Source organism: Vibrio mangrovi, assembly GCF_024346955.1.
Classification (GTDB): domain Bacteria; phylum Pseudomonadota; class Gammaproteobacteria; order Enterobacterales; family Vibrionaceae; genus Vibrio; species Vibrio mangrovi.
In genome coordinates this window covers 1,355,734-1,376,292 of sequence record NZ_AP024883.1, presented here as the reverse complement: position 1 = coordinate 1,376,292, position 20,559 = coordinate 1,355,734, and the positions used below count along the sequence as shown (strand labels likewise).

Below are 20,559 nucleotides of genomic sequence, written 5' to 3'. Positions count from 1 at the left end.
GAAGAATACTTTTGCCGTTTACTATTCAACCGTTTTTATTACAGTGGAAACCTGAGTTGATGTTTCCTGATCGGCAGCACGCCAGCCACCACCTAAAGCTTTATACAAATTCACCCGGCTGGTCAGCAGGTTTAAATGCGATGACAGTTCACTTTCTCTGGCACTGAATAGCGAACGCTGTGCATCCAGCAGATCGATGTAACTATCATTGCCTTTTTCATAACGCATTCTCGCCAGCTCGTAGTACTCTTTGTTCGCTGCCAGATTCTTCTGCTGAGCCTTCCACTCTTCCATGTAGAATTCCTGACCCAGTAAAGCATCAGATACTTCTTTAAAAGCCGTTTCAATTGCTTTCTGGTATGCAACAACCGAGCTCTGCTTTTGTATTTTTGCGACATCCAGAGAAGCCTGATTGCTGCCCCAGTCAAAGATAGGCACAGAAACAGAAGGCGCGAACTGCCAGTATCCCGAATCTGAATTAAACAGCCCCGACAACGAATTGCTGGCGGTCCCGGCACTGCCGGTCAAGCGGATACTCGGGAAAAATGCCGCTCGGGCAGCACCGACATTGGCATTGGCCGCCTTAAGTGTATGTTCGGCAGCCAGAATATCCGGACGACTCAGTAACAATTCAGATGGTGTCCCGACTTTCAGCTCAGATAACATCTGCCCTTCTTCTTCGGGTAAACGACCATCGATATACTTCATGATAGGCGCACCAACCAGTTGTCTTAGCGCATTATATTCCTGAGCAACAGCCAGTTTATACTGAGCCAGTGTTGCCTGAGCACTATGTAAAGCCGTTTTGCTCTGGGCAAGAGTTAACGCATCACTATAACCTGCATCATACCGGGTCTGAACCAGTGACAGTGTTTCCTGATATGCGTCCACAGTATCTGCTGTCAGCTTTAGTAATTCCTGGTTGGTCAGCAGGTTTATATAGGACGTTGTCACTTCACTCATCAGGGCAATCACCGTACTACGGCGAATCTCATCCTGAGATAAATAGCGTTCCAGAGCCTGATCACTAAGGTTTTTCACCCGCCCGAACAGATCCAGTTCATAGCTGGTGACACCAACTGTCGCCGTATACTGGGAAGCATATGACTTCCCGGCATCAGTATAAGCGTCAGAGAAACGCGTTCTTGAACCACTGCCAGCCGCATCCAGTCCGGGATAACGTTCTGCATCCTGAATCCGGTAAGCAGCCCGCAGAGAAGCAACGTTCAGCAGTGTGGTTTTTAAATCCTTATTATTTGCCAGAGCCAGTTCAATCAGAGACTGCAATCTTTTATCCGGCATAAAAGTGCGCCACTCAGGCAAAACAGTCTCAGCCACCTGAGTCGTTTCAACCCCTTGCCAACCTTCAGTCGAAGGCGTGTCCGGCTTTTGATAATCCGGAGCCAGACTACACCCACTCAAAACAGCGGCAACCAGAATCGGCAGTAACTTAATTTGCATCCGTTGTTTCCTCCGCAACAGGTGTGGTAGAGACATCTCTTGGTTTGGTTCTGAATAATTTCATCACCAATACAAAGAATACCGGGACAAAGAAAATAGATAATACGGTCGCTGATGCCATACCACCGACAACACCCCAGCCGATTGCATTCCGGCTGGCTGCACCGGCACCGGTACTCAGTGCCAGCGGCAGAACGCCGAGAATGAATGCGAAAGAAGTCATCAGAATAGGACGTAAACGCATCCGGCACGCTTCAACCGTCGCTTTGAATAAATCCATTCCCTGGTCGTACTGTGCTTTGGCAAACTCAACAATCAATATTGCGTTTTTAGCCGACAAACCAATCGTAGTCAGCAGACCAACCTGGAAGTAAACGTCATTCGACAGCCCTTTGAGTGTCGTTGCCAGTACAGCGCCGAAAATTCCCAGCGGAACAATCAGCATAACGGAGAAAGGAACACTCCAGCTTTCATAAAGCGCGGCCAGACAGAGGAAGACAATTAACAGAGAGATGCCATAAAGCAAACTAGCCTGAGAACCGGACTGTCTTTCCTGATATGAGGACCCGCTCCATTCCACACCGATTCCCTGTGGTAGTTGTTGCACCAGTTTTTCAATCTCCAGCATCGCTTCACCCGAGCTCTTTCCGGGTGCAGCTGCTCCCTGAATATTCACCGCAGGCGATGCATTAAAGCGCTCTAAACGGGGAGAACCGAAAGTCCAGTAAGTTTTCGCAAAAGCATCAAACGGAACCATATCACCGGCGGCGTTACGGATATGCCAGAGACTAAAGTCTTCCGGATTCATCCGGAACGGTGCATCCGCCTGAACGTAAACTTTCTTAATCCGCCCATTATCAACAAAGTCATTCACATAAGTTGATCCCCACGCCGTTGATAGTGTCGAGTTAATATCACTGACAGAGACTCCCATTGCCATCGCTTTTTCATAATCGATATCAATACGGAACTGTGCCGTGTCTTCCATACCATTTGGCCGGACAGAAACCAGATTCGGATTCTGTGCTGCCATACCCAATAGTTGGTTACGTGCCTGAATCAGTGTTTCGTGTCCTAAGTTACCCCGGTCAACCAGATAAGCATCAAACCCACTCGATGTACCCAGAGACGGCATCGGAGGCAAGTTAAAGGCAAATATCTGAGCCTCTTTAATCTGGCCGAGTGCTCCCCAGGCCCGTCCGATAATCGCATCGACTGACCGGGATGGATCGGTCCGTTCACTCCAGTCTGTCAGTTTGACAAACCCCATTCCCATATTTTGTCCCCGTCCGGCAAAACTAAACCCGGCAACGGTAAAGACAGACACAACATTATCTTTTTCATTCTGCAGGAAGTGCCCACGGATCTGTTCCATCACATCCAGTGTTCTTTCCTGAGTCGCTCCGGCCGGCAGTTTCACCATGACCATCAGAACGCCCTGATCCTCATCAGGAAGAAACGATGTCGGTAGTTTGTTCCATAACAGCCCTAAACCACCAACAATCAGAGCATAAACAATCACATATCTGAATTTCTGATGAATCCCTTTCTCTACCGTACCCCGATAGCGAATTGTCCCCTGATTGAACAGTCGGTTAAATAATGCAATCGGGCCACGTTTGGCCTGATGACTTCCTTCTGACAGCGGTCTCAGAATCGTCGCACAGAGTGCCGGCGTCAGAATCATTGCAACCAATACAGACAAGACCATTGAAGAAACGATGGTCAGCGAGAACTGACGATAAATTGCACCGGCCGCCCCACCAAAGAAAGCCATTGGCACAAACACCGCACTCAATACCAGTGCAATACCAATCAGGGCTCCGGTAATCTGCCCCATCGATTTACGGGTCGCCTCCAACGGAGACAAACCATCCTCAGCCATCACCCTCTCGACGTTTTCAACCACAACAATCGCGTCATCCACCAGCAAACCAATCGCCAGAACCAGACCAAACATTGTCAGGGTATTGATGGAAAAGCCAAAGGCCGACATGATTCCCATGGTTCCCAACAGAACAACCGGTACAGCAATTGTAGGAATCAGCGTTGCCCGGAAATTTTGCAGGAAGAGGTACATCACCAGAAATACCAGAACGATCGCTTCAATCAGCGTCTGTACCACTTCTTCAATCGAAATTTTAACGAACGGAGTTGTGTCATATGGGTAAACAATTTTCAGAGCACTTGGAAAGAACTCTTTCAGTTCGTCCATTTTAGCCCGGACGGCATCCGCCGTATCCAGCGCATTAGCACCTGTGGACAATCGGATCGCAATCCCGGTGGCAGGCAAACCATTGTACTCGGCCACTGCAGCATAACCTTCACCGCCCATTTCGACACGAGCAACATCCTGCAAGCGGATCTGAGAACCGTTGGTATCCACCTTCAGCAGGATATTTTTAAACTCTTCCACCGTACTCAGACGCCCTTGGGCAGTAATTGTTGCCGTCAGTTGCTGGCCCTTAACTGCCGGTGTTCCGCCCAGTTCACCGACGGAGACCTGAGTATTCTGAGCCCGGATCGCACTGAGAACGTCACTAGAGGTCAGGCTGAACTTATTCAGTTTATGAGGATCCAGCCAGATCCGCATCGCATGTTGTGCGCCGAAAACCTGAGCTTCACCAACCCCCTGAACACGACTAATCGGATCCTTGACTTGCGATACAATGTAGTCAGCAATCTCGGTATTGTTCATGCTGCCGTCTGATGAAATGAAACCGACCACCATCAGAAAGCTACTGGTTGATTTTGCAACCGTAATCCCTTGAGTCACAACCGAATCCGGTAGTGAGGATTCAACCGCGGATAATTTATTCTGGACCTGAACCTGCGCAATATCCGGATCTGTTCCGGTGGCAAAAGTCAGACGAATAGAAAATGTACCAGAGGAATCACTGTTTGAAGACATATACAGCAGATTGTCGATACCATTCATATTCTGTTCGATAACCTGAGTAACACTGTCTTCTACAGTTTTCGCCGATGCACCGGTATACATTCCTGAGATACTTACAGCCGGAGGCGCAATCTGCGGATACTGTTCAATTGGTAATATTTTGACAGACAGAATACCGGCAAGCATGATGACGATCGCAATCACCCATGCAAAAATCGGTCTGTCGATAAAAAAGCGAACCATATATTATTGCCCCTGCGCTGTCTCTGTCATATTTGCCGTCACCAGACTACCTGTCCGAATCTTTTGTAATCCACTGACAACGACCTTTTCCCCGACTTTCAGACCAGAGTCAACCAACCACTGAGAACCAATAATCCGGTTTGTCACAATGATTCGGTCTTCTACCTTATTTTCAGCATTAATTACCATTATGTGGGCTTGCCCCTGCGAATCCCGGGTAACTGCCGTCAGTGGGACTAAAAGCGCCTGCTCACGATATTCAGTCGGGACATCAGCTCTGACATAAAGTCCCGGTAACAGCATCTGATCCGGGTTGGGCAACAATGCCCGCAGGTTTACCGTTCCGGTATTTTCATTTACGGTCACATCCGCAAACTGTAAGGTGGCTTCCTGTTCAATCTTTGTTCCGTCATCCAGACTCAGCTTGATACCACTGAGTTTCTGCTCACTGTTCGCAGCCTGCTTTCTCAGTTTCAACAACTCACTACTGGACTGAGACAGATCGACATATAAAGGATCAAGTTGCTGAATGGTGGCCAGATAATCGGTCTGATTGGCAGTGACCAATGCGCCTTCCGTAACACTCGATTTACCAATTCGTCCGGAAATCGGAGCTTTAATCTGGGTATAGTCCAGATTAATCTGGGCAGATTTTACCGAAGCCTCAGCGGACATCACCGCAGCCAGAGCTTCACGGTAAGTAGCGCGTGAATCTTCATAGTCCTGTTCACTGATTGCACGGCTTTTCACCAGTTCCTGATAACGATCAGCCTGGAGTTTAGCTTTTTCTAATGTAGCTTGTGCCGAGGCAAGGCTGGCTTTCGCACTGTCCAGCGTCGCTTCATAAGTGGCAGGATCAATCTGATACAGCACTTCACCTTTCTTAACGGTGCTGCCTTCAACAAACAACCGTTTGGTTATAATTCCAGCCACCTGAGGTCTGACTTCCGCAACCCGATAGGCACTGGTACGCCCGGGAAGCCTGGTTGTCAGCTCAACCGAATGATACTGGATCGCAACAGCATCCACTGCAACAGCCTGTGGCTGCTGACTGGCTGCAGATTCTGTGGCATCTGGCTGACATCCGGCCAGAGCCAACGCCAACCCAAGTGCAACCAATGACTGGCGATAAAAGGGGACGATTTTCGTCATGCATTACTCTCCTAAAACTATGCTACTGGTTCTGAAGTCATCGAACTCCAGAACTTCATTTATTGTTCCGTGTGCGGTTTCAGCATTGTGCTTACAGTTACATAACGAAAATTTTTTTACAAACAAAGTGGCGTAAAGTGCTGTAAATGTTCGTAAATGTAACTTTGGTGAGGCGTATTGTCAGCCAACACAAATCATACCGTCACAAAATGACAGAGGATTGACCGTATTCTAGGCATTTCAAGGGTTAAAGAGTGGTTAATGAGGAATGATTTTTACTCAATTGAAGTAATTAATATGATTAATCTATCAATTAAGGACTAGCGATCATGAGCAAGCCACTCACTGAATCAGCGACTGGCCATTGCCACCGCTCCGCCTGACAGAATAAAAGCACTACCTGACAAACGGTTAAACAACTTTCCGCCCCCCAGACGAGACAGAAAACGGGCAATACTTTTCCCTGCAACCGCGTAGGCAAACATCAGACTAAAATCCAGCACCAGCCAAGTCGCAGCCAGGATCGATAGCTGCGGAACAACGGCTGATGTCGTATCAATAAACTGGGGAAATAATGCGCCGAAAAACAGCAGGTCTTTCGGATTACCAATTCCAACCATGTAACCAGCCTTCATTCCTTGCCAGACAGAGAAAAACCGAGTCTCCACACACTCATCCGGAACCTCCAGTTGAACAGGCGCTGATCGCCATGCCGAAATTCCCAGATAGATCAGATAAGCAGCTCCGGCTAACTTCAGAACCAGAAACAATGTCGTGGATGCCTGTAGTATCGCCCCGACACCTAGTACGGAAAGTCCCATCAAAGTTAATGCAGCCATACATCCGCCAACAATTGCAGCAAGCGCTTTTTTACTACCGTAGCGGGCACCATGAGTCATACATAACAGAGATGACGGCCCGGGAAGCGCAATCAACGCAGCAACAACCATCAAAAACATGATCCACTGATGAAACGGCATAAGGCTTCCTTAGCATATGCAAACAAGCGAAATAGGTCTGACAGACTAACATATCATTTGATAAATAACATGCTATAAAATGAATATTATCGATAACTGGTGTTCACAGCCTGTTTATTAAGTTCTAACCAACTAATCACGCAGTAGAAAATAAAAAAACCCAATCAAAATGATTGGGTTATCGGAGAGAATCACATCCAGAATCAGGCACACGCTTTTGCGGTCTGAATATAGATATCTCTTAACTTCAGTGCCATCGGTCCCGGCTGACCATTACCTATCGGCTGGTCATCAATGGCAACAACCGGCCAGACAAATGTTGTTGCCGAACTGATAAATGCTTCTTTGGCCTGCATGGCTTCTTCAAGCGTAAACAGGCGTTCCTCGATCTTCAGCCCGGTCTCCTGCGCCAGTTTCATCAACGCAGCCCGGGTAATACCATGCAGAATATCATTACTGAGCGGCCGGGTGACCAATGTTCCTTCCTGAGTAATGATATAAGCGTTACTGGAACCACCTTCAGTGACGTAACCATTTTCCAGCAACCACACATCGTCAGCTCCGGCAGCATGGGCAGCATGTTTTGCCAGACACGCAGGCAACAGACTGGTCGTTTTAATATCCCGGCGTCTCCAGCGAATATCATCAAATGAAATCACTTTAATGCCGCTTTGTACTTTCGGGCTATCGATCAGTTTTTTAGCCTGGGTAAACAGTACTAGTGTCGGCTCAATCGCATCACCGTAAGAAAAATCACGATCACCTTCGTTTCCCCGGGTCAATTGCAGATAAACTCCGCCTTCAACCAGCTTATTTTTTTCAATCAGAGCCAGCTGAATTGAGGTCAGTTCTTCAGCAGTAACCGGCATTTTAATTTCCAGCTCACGGCAGGAACGCTCTAACCGGGCAATATGACCAGCATTATCAATCAGCCGGCCGTCTAGTACCGATGTGACTTCATAAACAGCATCGGCAAACAGAAAACCCCGGTCAAAGACAGACACTTTGGCCTCAGATTCAGGAACATACGCCCCATTGACATAAACAATCCGTTCCATAACTTTTCCTTTTATCCCCATAATTCTGAACCAAAAGGCAACATTTGATTTTTTTCGAATTCAAATCCGTGTTCAATATCCTGACTCAGCAGCAGCGGGCCGTCTAAGTCAACAACTTCAACCCCTTGTGCCACAACAAATGCAGGAGCCATACTCAGCGAAGAAGAGAGCATACAGCCGACCATAATGCGTAAACCCGCATCCTGAGCTTCCTGTTTTAAAGCCAGAGCTTCGGTCAGACCACCGGTTTTGTCGGTCTTAATATTAATCATATCGTAGCGTCCGATAACTTTGCTCAGACTACTCCGGTCATGACATGACTCATCGGCACAAATCGGAATCGGCCGGGCCAGCCCTTCTAACACCGCATCGTCGTCCGCATGGAAAGGCTGTTCAATCATGGCAACCTCCAGCTTTTCCAGTTCAGGAATCAACGCGTTATATGTTTCCACATCCCAGGCTTCATTGGCATCCAGAATAATGGTTGCCTGCGGCGCACCACGGCGGACAGCACGAACACGTTCCAGATCTTCCGGACCTCCCAGTTTCAACTTCAGTAACGGGCGGAAAGCATTTGCGACGGCCGCTTCTTCCATTTTGTGAGGTTTATCCAGAGATAAGGTATAAGCAGTAGTCAACCCGGCAGGTGACATTTGTAACTGTGACCAGATCGTTTGTTTACTAAGCTTACATTCCAGATCCCACATGGCACAATCGACCGCATTACGGGCAGCTCCTGCCGGTAACAATGGCTGCAACTGCTGACGGTTTATCCCACATTTTATCTCAGGGAAAATCCCCTGAATCTGTGCCGCCACATGCTCAATAGATTCACCGTAACGGGCATAGGGCACACATTCACCCCGCCCGATAACCCCGTTTTTTTCAATCTCAACAATAATCGTTTCAGCAGAAGTTTTACTGCCACGAGAAATGGTAAAACTTCCCCGGATCGGCCAGATTTTTCTGTAAAGACGAATATTCATGACAACGCCGCCAGACGATCAACAATACGTCCGACACCCTGACGGAAAGGATCGATAACCGGCAATCCGATCTGTTCTTCAAGCCGGGCCATATAAGACATTGCTGCATCTTCATCCAATGCTGATGTGTTAACTGAAACGCCGACAAACTGCACATCCGGATTCGTTAAACGGGCCGTAGCCAGATTCGTTTCCATACATACATCAATTTCCGGTAACGCATATTCCGGCAAGCCACGCATATGCTGACGCGTTGGCTCATGACAGAGGACCAGAGCATCCGCCTGAGAACCGTGAATCAATCCGGTTGTCACCCCAGCAAAAGAGGCATGGAATAACGAACCCTGACCTTCAATAACATCCCAGTGATCAGGTTTATTCTCAGGAGAAATTGTTTCAATAGCTCCGGAAATGAAATCGGCAACAACACAGTCAGCACTCACACCATTGCCAGAAATCAGAATACCGGTTTGCCCGGTTGCCCGGAAGTCAGCATCTATTCCCCGCGCATGCATTTCTTTTTCAATAGCCAGAGAAGTGTACATTTTCCCTACAGAACAGTCTGTTCCGACCGTCAGTAAACGCTTACCAGCCCGTTTCTTACCATTGGCAACCGGGTAAGCCTGAGTCGGATAGCGGACATCGAACAGAGAACGACCATTTTTTTCCGCACACTCAACCAGCGCCGGAATATCTGTCAGCTTATTATGTAAACCGGAAGCCAGATCCATCCCCGCTTCCAGCGCTTCAACTAAGATATTGATCCACTCGTCAGAAATAATGCCTCCCCGGTTTGCAACACCAATCACCAGCGTCTTCGCTCCGGCTGCAACCGCTTCCTGAATCGTCATATCACTCAAGCCACAATCGGCATTGCAGTTCTCTAAACGAAACTGTCCTACACAATACTCCGGCCGCCATGTTTTTATTCCCTGAGCAACCTTAGCGGCTAATGCATCCGCAGCATCACCTAAAAACAATAAATACGGTTTCTTCAGTTCCATCTCGTTATAACTCCATCCAAATAAGAGTGAATGTAAAAATGTTCATTTTGGGTCAATCATCGGTTACAGAGCAAAATACATGACAACCTGAGGGAATGGAAACTAGAAATGAAGTCATTTTTGAGCAGAATGCATGAATAAAAATTCACAAATGGTGATTTTATCGAATAAAAATTCATAACGGCAAATTTTTACTTATTTATAGAAAACCCCAGATCAATAGAAATTTTTAGTTTCTTATTCCAGACTCGCACACTGATTCAGAAAAAAGCATGGTGCACACTATTTTTTTGAATTTATATAATTTCACGAAATACATCATTTATCAGTGATTCAGACTGATCTGCTTATATAGCTACCACATCACAAAAATGTGATGTTAATCACTAAAAATGTAGTAATGTATGTATATATCTTCAGACCTCAGGAACACAAACGTACAACCATGGTGCAAAATGCACACTATTGGTGCTTTAATCGCGAATTTTCTTTTTCTGAACAACATCTTTTTTACGTAACAAAATCATACCGGCAGTGTATTTGATGAAGAAAATAGTTATTTGAGCAATAAAAATCAACGGGATTTAAAACTAACAAATGAATACAAACCAGTACAAAATAAAATACAGCGTAATCATCTGCATTATTCACAGCATTTCCCAGAATCACAGTATCTGAGGGTGATGTTCACAAGTCAGTATCCGGTCAGAAAACTTCTCCGGCGAGAAAAGCACTGGCCTGTATATTGCTATCTGTATATTGTTAAAGCTAAAGGGAATTGGTCACAACAAGCCACACCCACTTCGATATTCACCTTGTTTAACAATTTACATTCATTGTTATCAGGTGACATGCACCTCCATCACAGGAAGTTGCAGATGACCTATATTATTGCCCAAAATCAGGAACGATTATGATTACTGCTGAAGCGGTTATTGATTTAAATGCATTAAGGAATAATTACACCTCATTGAAAGCTCGCTGCGGTAGTGAAAAACAGCTGATCGCAGTGATAAAAGGCGATGCTTACGGGCATAATGCCGTCAAAGTCGCACGAGCGCTGGCGCAGGCGGATATGTTCGCTGTGTCCCGTATAGAAGAAGCTCTTGAATTACGTGAAGCCGGCATCTCCCAACCGATTCTCCTGTTGGAGGGATGTTTCTGCCCGGAAGACCTTCAGCTCGCAGCGCAGCACAATTTTCACACCACCATTCATTGTATTGAACAACTGAAAGACTTTGAACAGACGGCGCTACCTCAGAAAGTATCGGTCTGGCTCAAACTGGATACAGGAATGCATCGTCTGGGGGTTCAGGCCGGTGAAGTGAACACTTATGTTACCCGGCTGGAACAGAGCCACAAAATTGCAGGTGATGTAGGCTTTATCAGTCATTTCAGTTGTGCCGATGATCCGGATTCACCTTCCACACAGGCACAACTCGAACGTTTTCAATCCCAGACACAGATTTACCAAGGAATGAAAACACTGGCAAACTCAGCCGGGATTCTGTACTGGGACGCATCTTACTTTGACGCGGTCCGGGCCGGAATTGCTCTGTATGGAATTTCTCCCAATATCAACGAAACCGGTCAACAGCACAACCTGATACCGGCAATGACATTGCAGTCAAAACTGATTGCTGTCCGTCAGCATCAGGCAAATCAGCCGGTCGGTTATGGAGAAAACTGGACATCCGATCGGAACACCAGCATTGGCGTAGTTGCCATGGGATATGGAGATGGTTATCCAAGATCGGCTCCCAATGGTACGCCTGTTTATATTAACGGGCGTCTTGTACCTATCTCGGGCCGGATATCTATGGATATGATTACCGTCGATTTAGGACCGGATGCAACGGATCAGGTCGGCGACCGGGTCGAATTCTGGGGCAAAAACCTACCGGTGGAGCAGGTTGCCAAATCAATCGGTACAATCCCATATGAGCTGGTCATTCAGTTAACCCGGCGTGTAGTCAGAACGTATCTTAATGAATAAGAGAAAGTCTGAATAAAAAGGAGCGGTGAGTTCACCCCGCTTGAATGGAGATGTGCTGCTGTGTCAGCATCTGAGCTATTTTCCGGGCAAACTCAAGTGCATGTGAACCATCGCCATGAATACATATGGTGTCGGCACGAATATCAGCCCACTGACCATTCGTTGCCCTCACCTTACCTTCCCGGATCATACCGATAACCTGATTCAACGCTACTTCATCGGAATGGATCAGAGCATCAGGTCTGGAACGGGGAGTCAACGTTCCGTCCGGTTGATAGGTGCGATCAGCAAATACTTCATTGGCGACGTTCAGACCGGCATTCTCTCCGGCGATAGTCAACGCACTACCCGATAAACCATATAGCACCAGCGTCGGATCGGTATCTTTCACTGCCTGTGCAATCGCCTGAGCCAGCTGTTCATCTTTCGCTGCCATGTTATACAAAGCGCCGTGAGGCTTCACATGGTGCAACTTTCCACCACCAGCCCGGACAAAACCATCAAGTGCCCCGATTTGATAAACCACTATGTTATAGGCTTCCCGGGGAGAAATCTCCATCACCCGACGCCCAAAGCCTGTCAGATCAGGCAGGCCAGGATGTGCACCTATCGCCAGATTTTTCTCTAGTGCCAGCCTGACTGTATCCCGCATCACACCGGGATCACCGGCATGAAAGCCACAGGCAATATTCACTGAACTGACAAATTCCATCAGTGCTGCATCATTGCCGAGTGAATAAGTACCGAAGCTCTCTCCCATGTCACAGTTCAGATCGACACTATTCATTTTTTCCCTCTATATTCTGATAACAGTATGCTCTGGTAAGAATACTGAATCCTGTATGTAAGTGAATCAATATCCTGTTTAATGTGAGGCTAATGCGAACGCAATTCGTTGTAAATAATGAGCCTGTTTATCCGCAGCAACAGCAGCTTCCTGTAAGGATACTTCCTGAAAGTAAATCATCTCACCCGGACGCAACTGACCTAACCGCCATAAATCACTGTCAATTACCACAGCCATTCTCGGATAACCGCCACTGGTTTGCCCCTCCGCAGCCAGAATGATCGGCTGTCCATCCGGCGGAATCTGAATCACACCGGGAAACACAGCATGAGACAATAGATTTCCATCGAGAGTTTCTGCTATCGGAGAACCTTCCAGCCGGAATCCCATCCGGTTACTACTCACACTGATTTTCCATGCCGATGAAAAAAACTGTTTCCGGGCATGTACTGAATACATTCCGGCTTCAGGACCGGCACATACCCGAATGACAGCCTCGGCTGTCGGCAGTAAAACACCGACTTTTTCACTGAGATCGACCTGCGCAGGCTGACGATTCTCTTCCAGTAAAAGCCGGTCGCCCTTTCGCAATGGCCGACCGTCAACTCCACCAAAACCTGCCTGTAAGTCTGTCGCAGCAGATCCCATCACCGGAGGGACACTAATTCCACCCCGTACGGCCAGATAAGCACAAAGCCCCTGTTTAGGCGCACTTAAGCGTAATATCTGTCCGGCTTGTGCATGACAGCGCCACCCCGGATAAACCGGTGTCCCGTCCAGTACTGCAAAACAGTCACTTCCGGTCAGAGCGAAACAGACATCTTTTTCAAATAAAAGAGTGGTCGCTCCAAACATCATTTCCAGCCCTGCCGTATTATCCGGATTGCCAACCAACCGATTGGCAATTGTCAACGCCAAGCCATCCAATGCTCCGGCCCGGGAAACTCCGTGATGCCGGTATCCTTCTCTGCCAAGATCCTGAACCGTAACCACCGGCCCAGCCTGAATCACTTCAATCATAATGAATCTCCGTGACAGTAAATCTCACCCGGTCTCCCGGTAACCAAAAAGAAGGTTGATCTCTTTGTGGGTCAAACAACACCACATCCGTGTGACCAATCACCTGCCAGCCTCCCGGAGAAGCATTCGGATAAATACCTGTCTGTGCTCCCCCGATACCAACCGAGCCAGCCGGAATTCTTGTCCGTGGTGAAGCATGTCTTGGGGTTGCTAAAATATTGGGTAAACCACCTAAATAGGCAAAACCGGGCTGAAATCCTAAAAAATAAACCGTGTATTCAGCAGCCGTATATATTCGAATCACTTCATCAATACTCAACCCGGAACTGTCAGCTACATGTGCCAGATCCGGCCCGTAGCTTCCTCCGAATTTCACGGCAATTTCAAGTTGGCGTCCTAGCGTTGAAACAACATCATCATCTGTCCAGTACTGATAAAACAGCCGGCGGATATTTTCATATTCATTGCTTTCATGTTCTGTAACATCCGGCCGGATACGGACAGTCAGATTATTCATTCCGGGTACGATATCTACTATCTCAGTTCTTGCCCGAAGCTGTTCGGCGATCATCCAGATTTTCTGCTGCCGGGCCAGAGTTACCGGTTCCGGAGCCTGAAGCACAAAACAGTGCTCACCCAGCCGGTAAACCTCGGGCATACGCTCGGCTTCTTTCACTCAAGTCACTCCATCATTAAAGGATTCCAGGCTGGAAAACAGATAACGCCCCAATCATCACACAAGTCAACACCCGTTCAGATTGAACAAAATTCAACCACGAAAGGTCAACGCGCCCTAGTATCTGGCTTGCTTTTCCTGAACTATTTTTCTGACCAGATGATTGTGGATGAAAACATTCAGATCTTTAACTGACATCGGTTTTGCGTAATACCATCCCTGACCAATCAATTCCATATCCCGTTTCAGTAAATAACTAATCTGTTCACGGGTTTCAACACCTTCCAACACAACTGTCACATCGTCAAACCCTTCCAGCAGATCTAACATCATATTGACTGTACGGCCGGCAATCGTATTTGTCCCCAAAGCGCTGGTAAACATCCGATCAATCTTGATCTCATCCGTATATATATCACTCAGCCATGAGAGATTCGAATAGCCGGTCCCAAAGTCATCCAGAGAAACTCTGAAATTACGGACCCGGAGTGCGTCACAGACGGAAACCACATCCTGACAGCCAAATGACGAGCGCTCGGTAATTTCAAAAATAATCTGATTAAAATTCACCGAATATTTTTTCACAATCTCAGTCACCCGATTGAAAAAAGGTTCAGTCAGATAATCATCCACGGCCAGATTAATACTCAACGTATATTCCGGATGACTTTGTAAAATTAACGCCATATCTTCAATTGACTGCTCCACGACAAACAATGTCAGTTGTCTGATTTGCTTTGTCTGTTCTGCCAAAGGAATGAATACCTCCGGACTCACAGAACCCAGCAAAGGATCATGCCAACGGCATAAAACTTCAAATCCATGAATCCGCTCATCTTTCAGAACAAATTTAGGCTGATATACCAACGAAAGCTGACGATGAGCAATCGCTTTGCGCAAGCGCTTTTTCAGCAATCGCTCTTGTGAAGCAGCATCTCCCCATATTTTGTAGCTAACTGAGATAAACACAAGGGCGATCAGAAAAACAATCAGCAGCGGGCCGCTCAGAATATGATAGAGGAAAGGATAATTATCTCTGACCAGCACACAAATAGAGGGTTCACGGGTGCACTGCTTTTTAATCAGTAAAGGGTCGAAAAATGTCCCCAGATGGATCTCAGGTAGTGAAGTATCACCCAAGCGTTCAAATACATGGCTCAGATCTGCGGTACGGACTTCCACCGTATAATGAGGAGAAATCTCAAATCCTTCAAATGCCCGTGGTGCCGTCATTGCTATGACATTTCCCCGATAAGTCAGATCCACCGGAAGATGACCCAGTTGATCGGATTGATAACGCTTCACAAAAGAATAGCCATTCGAGGTATGCTGCGCCTCAGGAACCCGGAGTGGCGCTTTTAATTGATTCAGAATCAGACACTTGATCATTCCGCGCTCAGTCCGGCCAATATCTGCAATGAAATGATTGGAATGCAGAATCTCCCGCATCAACTGCTCATCAGCCGGACTGCATGGAGTAGTTTTTGTCCGGGAAAGCAACTGAATCGCCTGCCCGAGTTGTGTAGCAATATGATCTGCATGACTGAGTACAAGATTAGCGACCCCTTTCATCTCCTCCCGATGAAAAGTTGTCATCATCACCTGAGCAAAAATGCCCAGACAAAGTACTGCAAGTAACACAAATTTCGCCGGTAGCACTAAAGCTAAAGTATACGATTTGATTTTTTTCGTCCCATGCAGCCTACCGGATGGAATCTCTGCCATATGAAATCCTACTCTGCGACTTCCACACTCAGGCAAAACAGACCGGGCAACCGACTCCGCTCCACCTGATGCCTATTATTTCCGTATTCAATGACATTTGGGTTCAGGGAATTCAATGAAATAATCCCCGGATAATTCCAAGATACATCTTAAGATTATCGGGCTTATTGTCTAATTCTACACTAAAAGTGTCTGTTATTTTAACGACATCCACAAAATCGTCTGTATGACCTCTCAGTTTTCATGACCAGAAGGAAGCGCCCGAAAAGTTCATCGACAAGAACAATGAGCATACCTGTTAATTTTAGGACGATAAATGAACAGATATCTGGCTTCAATATTTCAGGAAAAATCAGCCAACAGCACATTGACATATGTCAATGAGTTAATTTATAGTCTGTCTCATATTCAGATTGTCAGACTGATTCATATTCAGTTATTGAACACTCACAATGACATATTTCAATAAACAACGGGCAGGGAAAGGAGAACTTATGAATATTAAAAATGTCGCATTTATTGGCCTGGGTGTTATGGGATATCCAATGGCAGGCTATCTTGCTAAAGCCGGATATCAGACTCATGTCTATAACCGGACCGCAGCCAAAGCAGAAGCATGGACACAACAATATCCCGGAAAAGCCTGTGCCACACCAAAACTTGCAGCCAAAAACTGCGAAGCAATTTTTCTCTGTGTGGGTAACGATGATGATGTCCGCAGTGTTATGTATGGTGATGATGGTGTTCTGGCAGGTGCTCAACCTGGCTCAGTTATCGTCGATCACACCACGACTTCCGCCGAACTGGCACTTGAACTGGCTCAGGCATGTCAGGAAAAAGGCATCTCATTTATCGATGCACCGGTTTCCGGAGGTCAGGCTGGTGCCGAAAACGGTGTTCTCACTATCATGTGCGGCGGTGAAACAGAAGTGTTCACTCAGATCCAGCCAGTAATCGCAAACTATGCCAGACAAGCTGAGTTGCTCGGGGAACACGGACAGGGACAACGCTGTAAAATGGTCAATCAAATCTGTATTGCCGGCATACTGCAAGGGCTGAGTGAGGCGCTACAGCTTGCACAGGCTGCCAATCTGGACATAGAACAAGTCGTCAATGTACTAAAGCATGGAGCCGCAGGTTCATGGCAAATGGAAAACCGGGCTGTGACCATGTCACAAAATAAGTTTGATTTCGGTTTTGCCATTGACTGGATGAGAAAAGACTTAGGCTTCTGCCTGAATGAAGCTGCCCGTTACCAGATTGATCTACCTATGACAAAAGAAGTTGATGCTATGTACGCCGAACTTCAGGCACAAGGTATGGGTCGCATGGATACTTCAGTATTGATCAAAGCTTACAATAAAGCATAACCACTTTCTGTTACCTGAAAACTCCTGTTAACTGAAAACTCCGGCCGGAACAACTGAGTTCCGGTCTTGTCCGCATCACAGGAAATTCATTTCAGCAGGAAAGAACCACACTGAATCTATCATCATTTAGTTGATAGCACTATTGATGACACTTACCAAATGTCATCTTAAATTCATATGATAATATCTGTAACCTTAACTTAAGCTATCATCGTCAGAATTCCATCACATGAAAACATCATCACAGACAGCCTTCTTCATTCTTTCCCACCAAGCCTAACTCAACAAAATAAAATAACGTTTTATTTTATCAAACATTATAATCAGACCGACAATTGCAAATGTCATTTTTTTGACCAAAAGGATCACCATTAATAGTGTTTATATAAATCATCTTATCTTAGTTTTTCAAAAAAAATAAAACGAAAAACATCTTCTCTTGCTGAAAAAAATGTTATTACACAGAACAAAATGATTCTCAATGAATCACACTTATCATCTGTCTGACTTCAATGAATATCTCACCTCAATTTTCATAAAAATGAGTAACAAGTCCATATATAGTGATATCTCCAGTTAAGCTCACCATGATAAAGAAAACATATAAAGTCAGATAATTTAGAACTGAATCACATTGATTTTTCTGAATAAACATAACAGTAGAACATAGCTCCCACACGCTGATATACCTTGTTGTGTCTGTTTGCTACGGCCATTGTCATCAATTGACATAAGTACAATTAAGGCAAGAAAAAGTGACTGACGAATAAACTAACTTAGTTCATGAATAAATTTCAATACAACATACGATTAGCTCACAACCCTTGGAAAACACAATGAAATATAACGTATGACATGTTATTGCAAATTTTATGTCAATTTATCATCATGTTGATTTTACATTAAATATATTTCTACACCTATCGATAAAATAATTCGTGATGATAGGCATATAGTTTATTGGATAGCTTTTTTCGATAAAAATAACAGATCAATAATTAACTTCATTTATGACACAAATAAAGTTTGACAGATAGTTGTTCAGTAACTAATGATTAACGAGCTTTATGAGATAATTTTACTTTCGTTTATTTTCCCGGTCGTTACCTATGGTTTCCTATATTTCCCAGGGTTGCAACCGATTACAAACAAAGTAAATAAGCTCGGCTTTTTTATCTCAGCTTATGACTTTCGGGTCAGGTGTTTGGGTGAAAATTAATTTATGGATAGAAATAAATAATATCCAGCAAGAAAAATAAAGATTTAGAAATAATTTAAAGGAGCAACAAATGAGAAAACAGCATGTTTTCAGAAAGATCAGTTGTCAAAAACGCACCTTGAGTATTGGTATCAGTCTGGCTCTGGCTGCATTGTCCGGTTCTGCGTACGCAGGTTGTACATATGAAGTTCAGAATGACTGGGGCGCTGGTTTCGTGGCAAGCGTTACGGTAACAAATGACACTTCCGCAAGCGTTTCCGCATGGAATACCGGTTGGGAATTTACAAAAGGGGCACAAATTACCAATATATGGGGCGCGGTACTATCCGGAAATAACCCTTATACTGCAACCAACGTCGACTACAACGGTAATCTGCAACCAGGTTCCAGTGCTACATTCGGCTTCCAGGCAACTGGCGCATCTGAAACACCAACATTAACCGGTTCACTATGTAATGGTGGCGGCGACACTGGTGGTGGTGACACTGGCGGTGGTGACACTGGCGGCGGCGACACTGGCGGTGGTGACACTGGTGGTGGCGATACTGGCGGCGGTAACACTGATGGTAACCAGGTCGTATTCCGGGTCAATGATGACGGTCGTATCACAAAAGATGATGTAGTTAAACCACTTCGTTGCGGCTCATGGTTCGGTCTGGAAGGTCGTCATGAACTACCAAACGACTCAGCGAACCCGAATGGTGCACCAATGGAGCTCTATGTGGGTAACACATTCTGGGCAAACAACAGTCAGGGTACCGGCCGGACAATCCAACAAACAATGGATGAAATTAAAGCCAAAGGTATCAACCTGATCCGTCTTCCAATCGCGCCGCAGACTTTGGATCCAAATGATCCGCAAGGTCAGCCTCGCGTATTTAAAAACCACCAGTCTGTTCGTGCAACAAATGCCCGTCAGGCTCTGGAAGATTTCATCAAACTGGCTGATCAAAATGGCCTTGATATCCTGTTAGATATCCACTCTTGCTCAAATTATCTGGGCTGGCGTGCCGGTCGTCTGGATGCCACACCTCCATATACCGATGCAACTCGTGACAACTACATCTATAAACGTGAAGATTATTCATGTGGTACAAATGTTGGTGACGGTGTGACTGTTCAGGAATACAACGAACAGAAATGGCTGGATGACCTGCGTCAACTGGCACGTTTTGCGGATGATCTGAAAGTCAATAACATTCTGGGTATCGATATCTTTAACGAACCATGGGATTACACCTGGACAGAATGGAAAACACTGGCTGAACACGCTTATCAGGCAATCAATGAAGAGAACAAAAACGTTCTTATCTGGGTTGAAGGAATTGGTAGTGTCAAATCAGACGGTACACAAAACCCTCATGGTAATGAAGAAACAAATCCAAACTGGGGTGAAAACTTCTTCTCCATGGCAACCAGCCCACTGGATATTCCAAAAGATCGTTTAGTTATTTCACCACATGCTTACGGTCCTTCTGTTTCTGTACAGAAACAATTCCTGGATCCAGCACAACCTGAATGTAATGGCTTATCTGAAGATGCCGCTGCCAAAGCAAAATGTAACATCGTGATTAACCCTACCCTGTTGAAACAAGGATGGGAAGAACACTTCGGTTACCTGAAAGATCAAGGCTATGCAGTTGTTCTGGGTGAATTTGGTGGTCATTATGACTGGCCAAGATCCGGAGCTATCCGTATTCAGGATATGTGGGGCTTCCTGCCAAAATCTGACTACGATCAAAAATGGCAAAATGCGCTTGTTGACTACATGTCAGACAAAAACATCGAAGGTTGCTACTGGAGTATCAACCCTGAATCAGACGATACCGGCGGTTTGTATACTCACGCCTATGATCCACGTACCAACACATCAGGCTGGGGTACATGGACAGGTTTCGCAACTGAAAAATGGGACATGCTACAACGGTTGTGGGACGCAAACGCTGTCACAGCTAAGTAAGTGTTGATATTTGATCTCTCATA

The 20,559-nt window shown here is 45.9% G+C and carries 14 protein-coding genes; 3 read left to right on the top strand and 11 right to left on the bottom strand.

Features of this window, described 5'->3' with window-relative positions; all coding sequences use genetic code 11:
* Nucleotides 1–21 precede the first annotated feature (21 nt).
* The 7 genes from OCU74_RS06225 to dgcN form a co-directional block, all read right to left on the bottom strand.
* A complete protein-coding gene (locus OCU74_RS06225; protein ID WP_087478909.1) occupies nucleotides 22–1,461 on the bottom strand; it encodes an efflux transporter outer membrane subunit in 1,440 nt (479 codons plus the stop codon).
* Complete coding sequence (locus tag OCU74_RS06220) at nucleotides 1,451–4,603, bottom strand: efflux RND transporter permease subunit (protein WP_087478908.1); 3,153 nt, start codon at nucleotides 4,601–4,603, stop codon at nucleotides 1,451–1,453. The genes OCU74_RS06225 and OCU74_RS06220 overlap by 11 nt, the downstream gene beginning before the upstream one ends.
* Nucleotides 4,604–4,606: 3 nt before the next feature.
* Nucleotides 4,607–5,755, bottom strand: coding sequence for an efflux RND transporter periplasmic adaptor subunit (locus OCU74_RS06215; RefSeq protein WP_087478907.1), 1,149 nt, complete (start codon nucleotides 5,753–5,755; stop codon nucleotides 4,607–4,609).
* A 350-nt stretch (nucleotides 5,756–6,105) separates the two neighbouring features.
* Nucleotides 6,106–6,735 carry a LysE family translocator gene (locus OCU74_RS06210; RefSeq protein ID WP_087478906.1) on the bottom strand — a complete coding sequence of 210 codons (630 nt, stop codon included), beginning with the start codon at nucleotides 6,733–6,735 and terminating at the stop codon, nucleotides 6,106–6,108.
* A 203-nt stretch (nucleotides 6,736–6,938) separates the two neighbouring features.
* Nucleotides 6,939–7,793, bottom strand: coding sequence for a D-amino-acid transaminase (locus OCU74_RS06205; protein WP_087478905.1), 855 nt, complete (start codon nucleotides 7,791–7,793; stop codon nucleotides 6,939–6,941).
* Between the two features lie 11 nt (nucleotides 7,794–7,804).
* Nucleotides 7,805–8,779, bottom strand: coding sequence for an N-acetyl-D-Glu racemase DgcA (gene dgcA / locus OCU74_RS06200; RefSeq protein ID WP_087478904.1), 975 nt, complete (start codon nucleotides 8,777–8,779; stop codon nucleotides 7,805–7,807).
* Complete coding sequence (gene dgcN, locus OCU74_RS06195) at nucleotides 8,776–9,783, bottom strand: N-acetyltransferase DgcN (protein ID WP_087478903.1); 1,008 nt, start codon at nucleotides 9,781–9,783, stop codon at nucleotides 8,776–8,778. Before dgcN ends, dgcA begins: the two co-directional genes overlap by 4 nt.
* Before the next feature lie 913 nt (nucleotides 9,784–10,696).
* Between dgcN and alr the strand changes: the two genes are divergently transcribed.
* Nucleotides 10,697–11,779, top strand: a complete 1,083-nt coding sequence (gene alr / locus OCU74_RS06190) for an alanine racemase (protein WP_087478902.1) — start codon at nucleotides 10,697–10,699, stop codon at nucleotides 11,777–11,779.
* A gap of 31 nt (nucleotides 11,780–11,810) precedes the next feature.
* Here alr and OCU74_RS06185 read toward each other — a convergent pair whose 3' ends face one another.
* From OCU74_RS06185 to OCU74_RS06170, 4 genes are all read right to left on the bottom strand, one after another.
* Nucleotides 11,811–12,566, bottom strand: a complete 756-nt coding sequence (locus OCU74_RS06185; RefSeq protein ID WP_087478901.1) for a LamB/YcsF family protein — start codon at nucleotides 12,564–12,566, stop codon at nucleotides 11,811–11,813.
* Between the two features lie 78 nt (nucleotides 12,567–12,644).
* Nucleotides 12,645–13,586 carry a 5-oxoprolinase subunit C family protein gene (locus tag OCU74_RS06180; protein ID WP_087478900.1) on the bottom strand — a complete coding sequence of 314 codons (942 nt, stop codon included), beginning with the start codon at nucleotides 13,584–13,586 and terminating at the stop codon, nucleotides 12,645–12,647.
* Nucleotides 13,579–14,262, bottom strand: a complete 684-nt coding sequence (gene pxpB, locus OCU74_RS06175; RefSeq protein WP_200807633.1) for a 5-oxoprolinase subunit PxpB — start codon at nucleotides 14,260–14,262, stop codon at nucleotides 13,579–13,581. Before pxpB ends, OCU74_RS06180 begins: the two co-directional genes overlap by 8 nt.
* Before the next feature lie 117 nt (nucleotides 14,263–14,379).
* Nucleotides 14,380–15,987: an EAL domain-containing protein gene (locus OCU74_RS06170; protein ID WP_087478899.1), complete on the bottom strand. Its 1,608-nt coding sequence runs from the start codon at nucleotides 15,985–15,987 to the stop codon at nucleotides 14,380–14,382.
* Nucleotides 15,988–16,481: 494 nt separating this feature from the next.
* On the opposite strand from OCU74_RS06170, the gene OCU74_RS06165 reads away from it, so the two are divergent.
* Together OCU74_RS06165 and OCU74_RS06160 are read left to right on the top strand one after the other, a co-directional pair.
* On the top strand, nucleotides 16,482–17,357 hold the full coding sequence (locus OCU74_RS06165) for an NAD(P)-dependent oxidoreductase (RefSeq protein WP_087480033.1): 876 nt from the start codon (nucleotides 16,482–16,484) through the stop codon (nucleotides 17,355–17,357).
* A 1,289-nt stretch (nucleotides 17,358–18,646) separates the two neighbouring features.
* Nucleotides 18,647–20,536 carry a cellulase family glycosylhydrolase gene (locus tag OCU74_RS06160; RefSeq protein ID WP_087478898.1) on the top strand — a complete coding sequence of 630 codons (1,890 nt, stop codon included), beginning with the start codon at nucleotides 18,647–18,649 and terminating at the stop codon, nucleotides 20,534–20,536.
* Nucleotides 20,537–20,559: the final 23 nt, after the last annotated feature.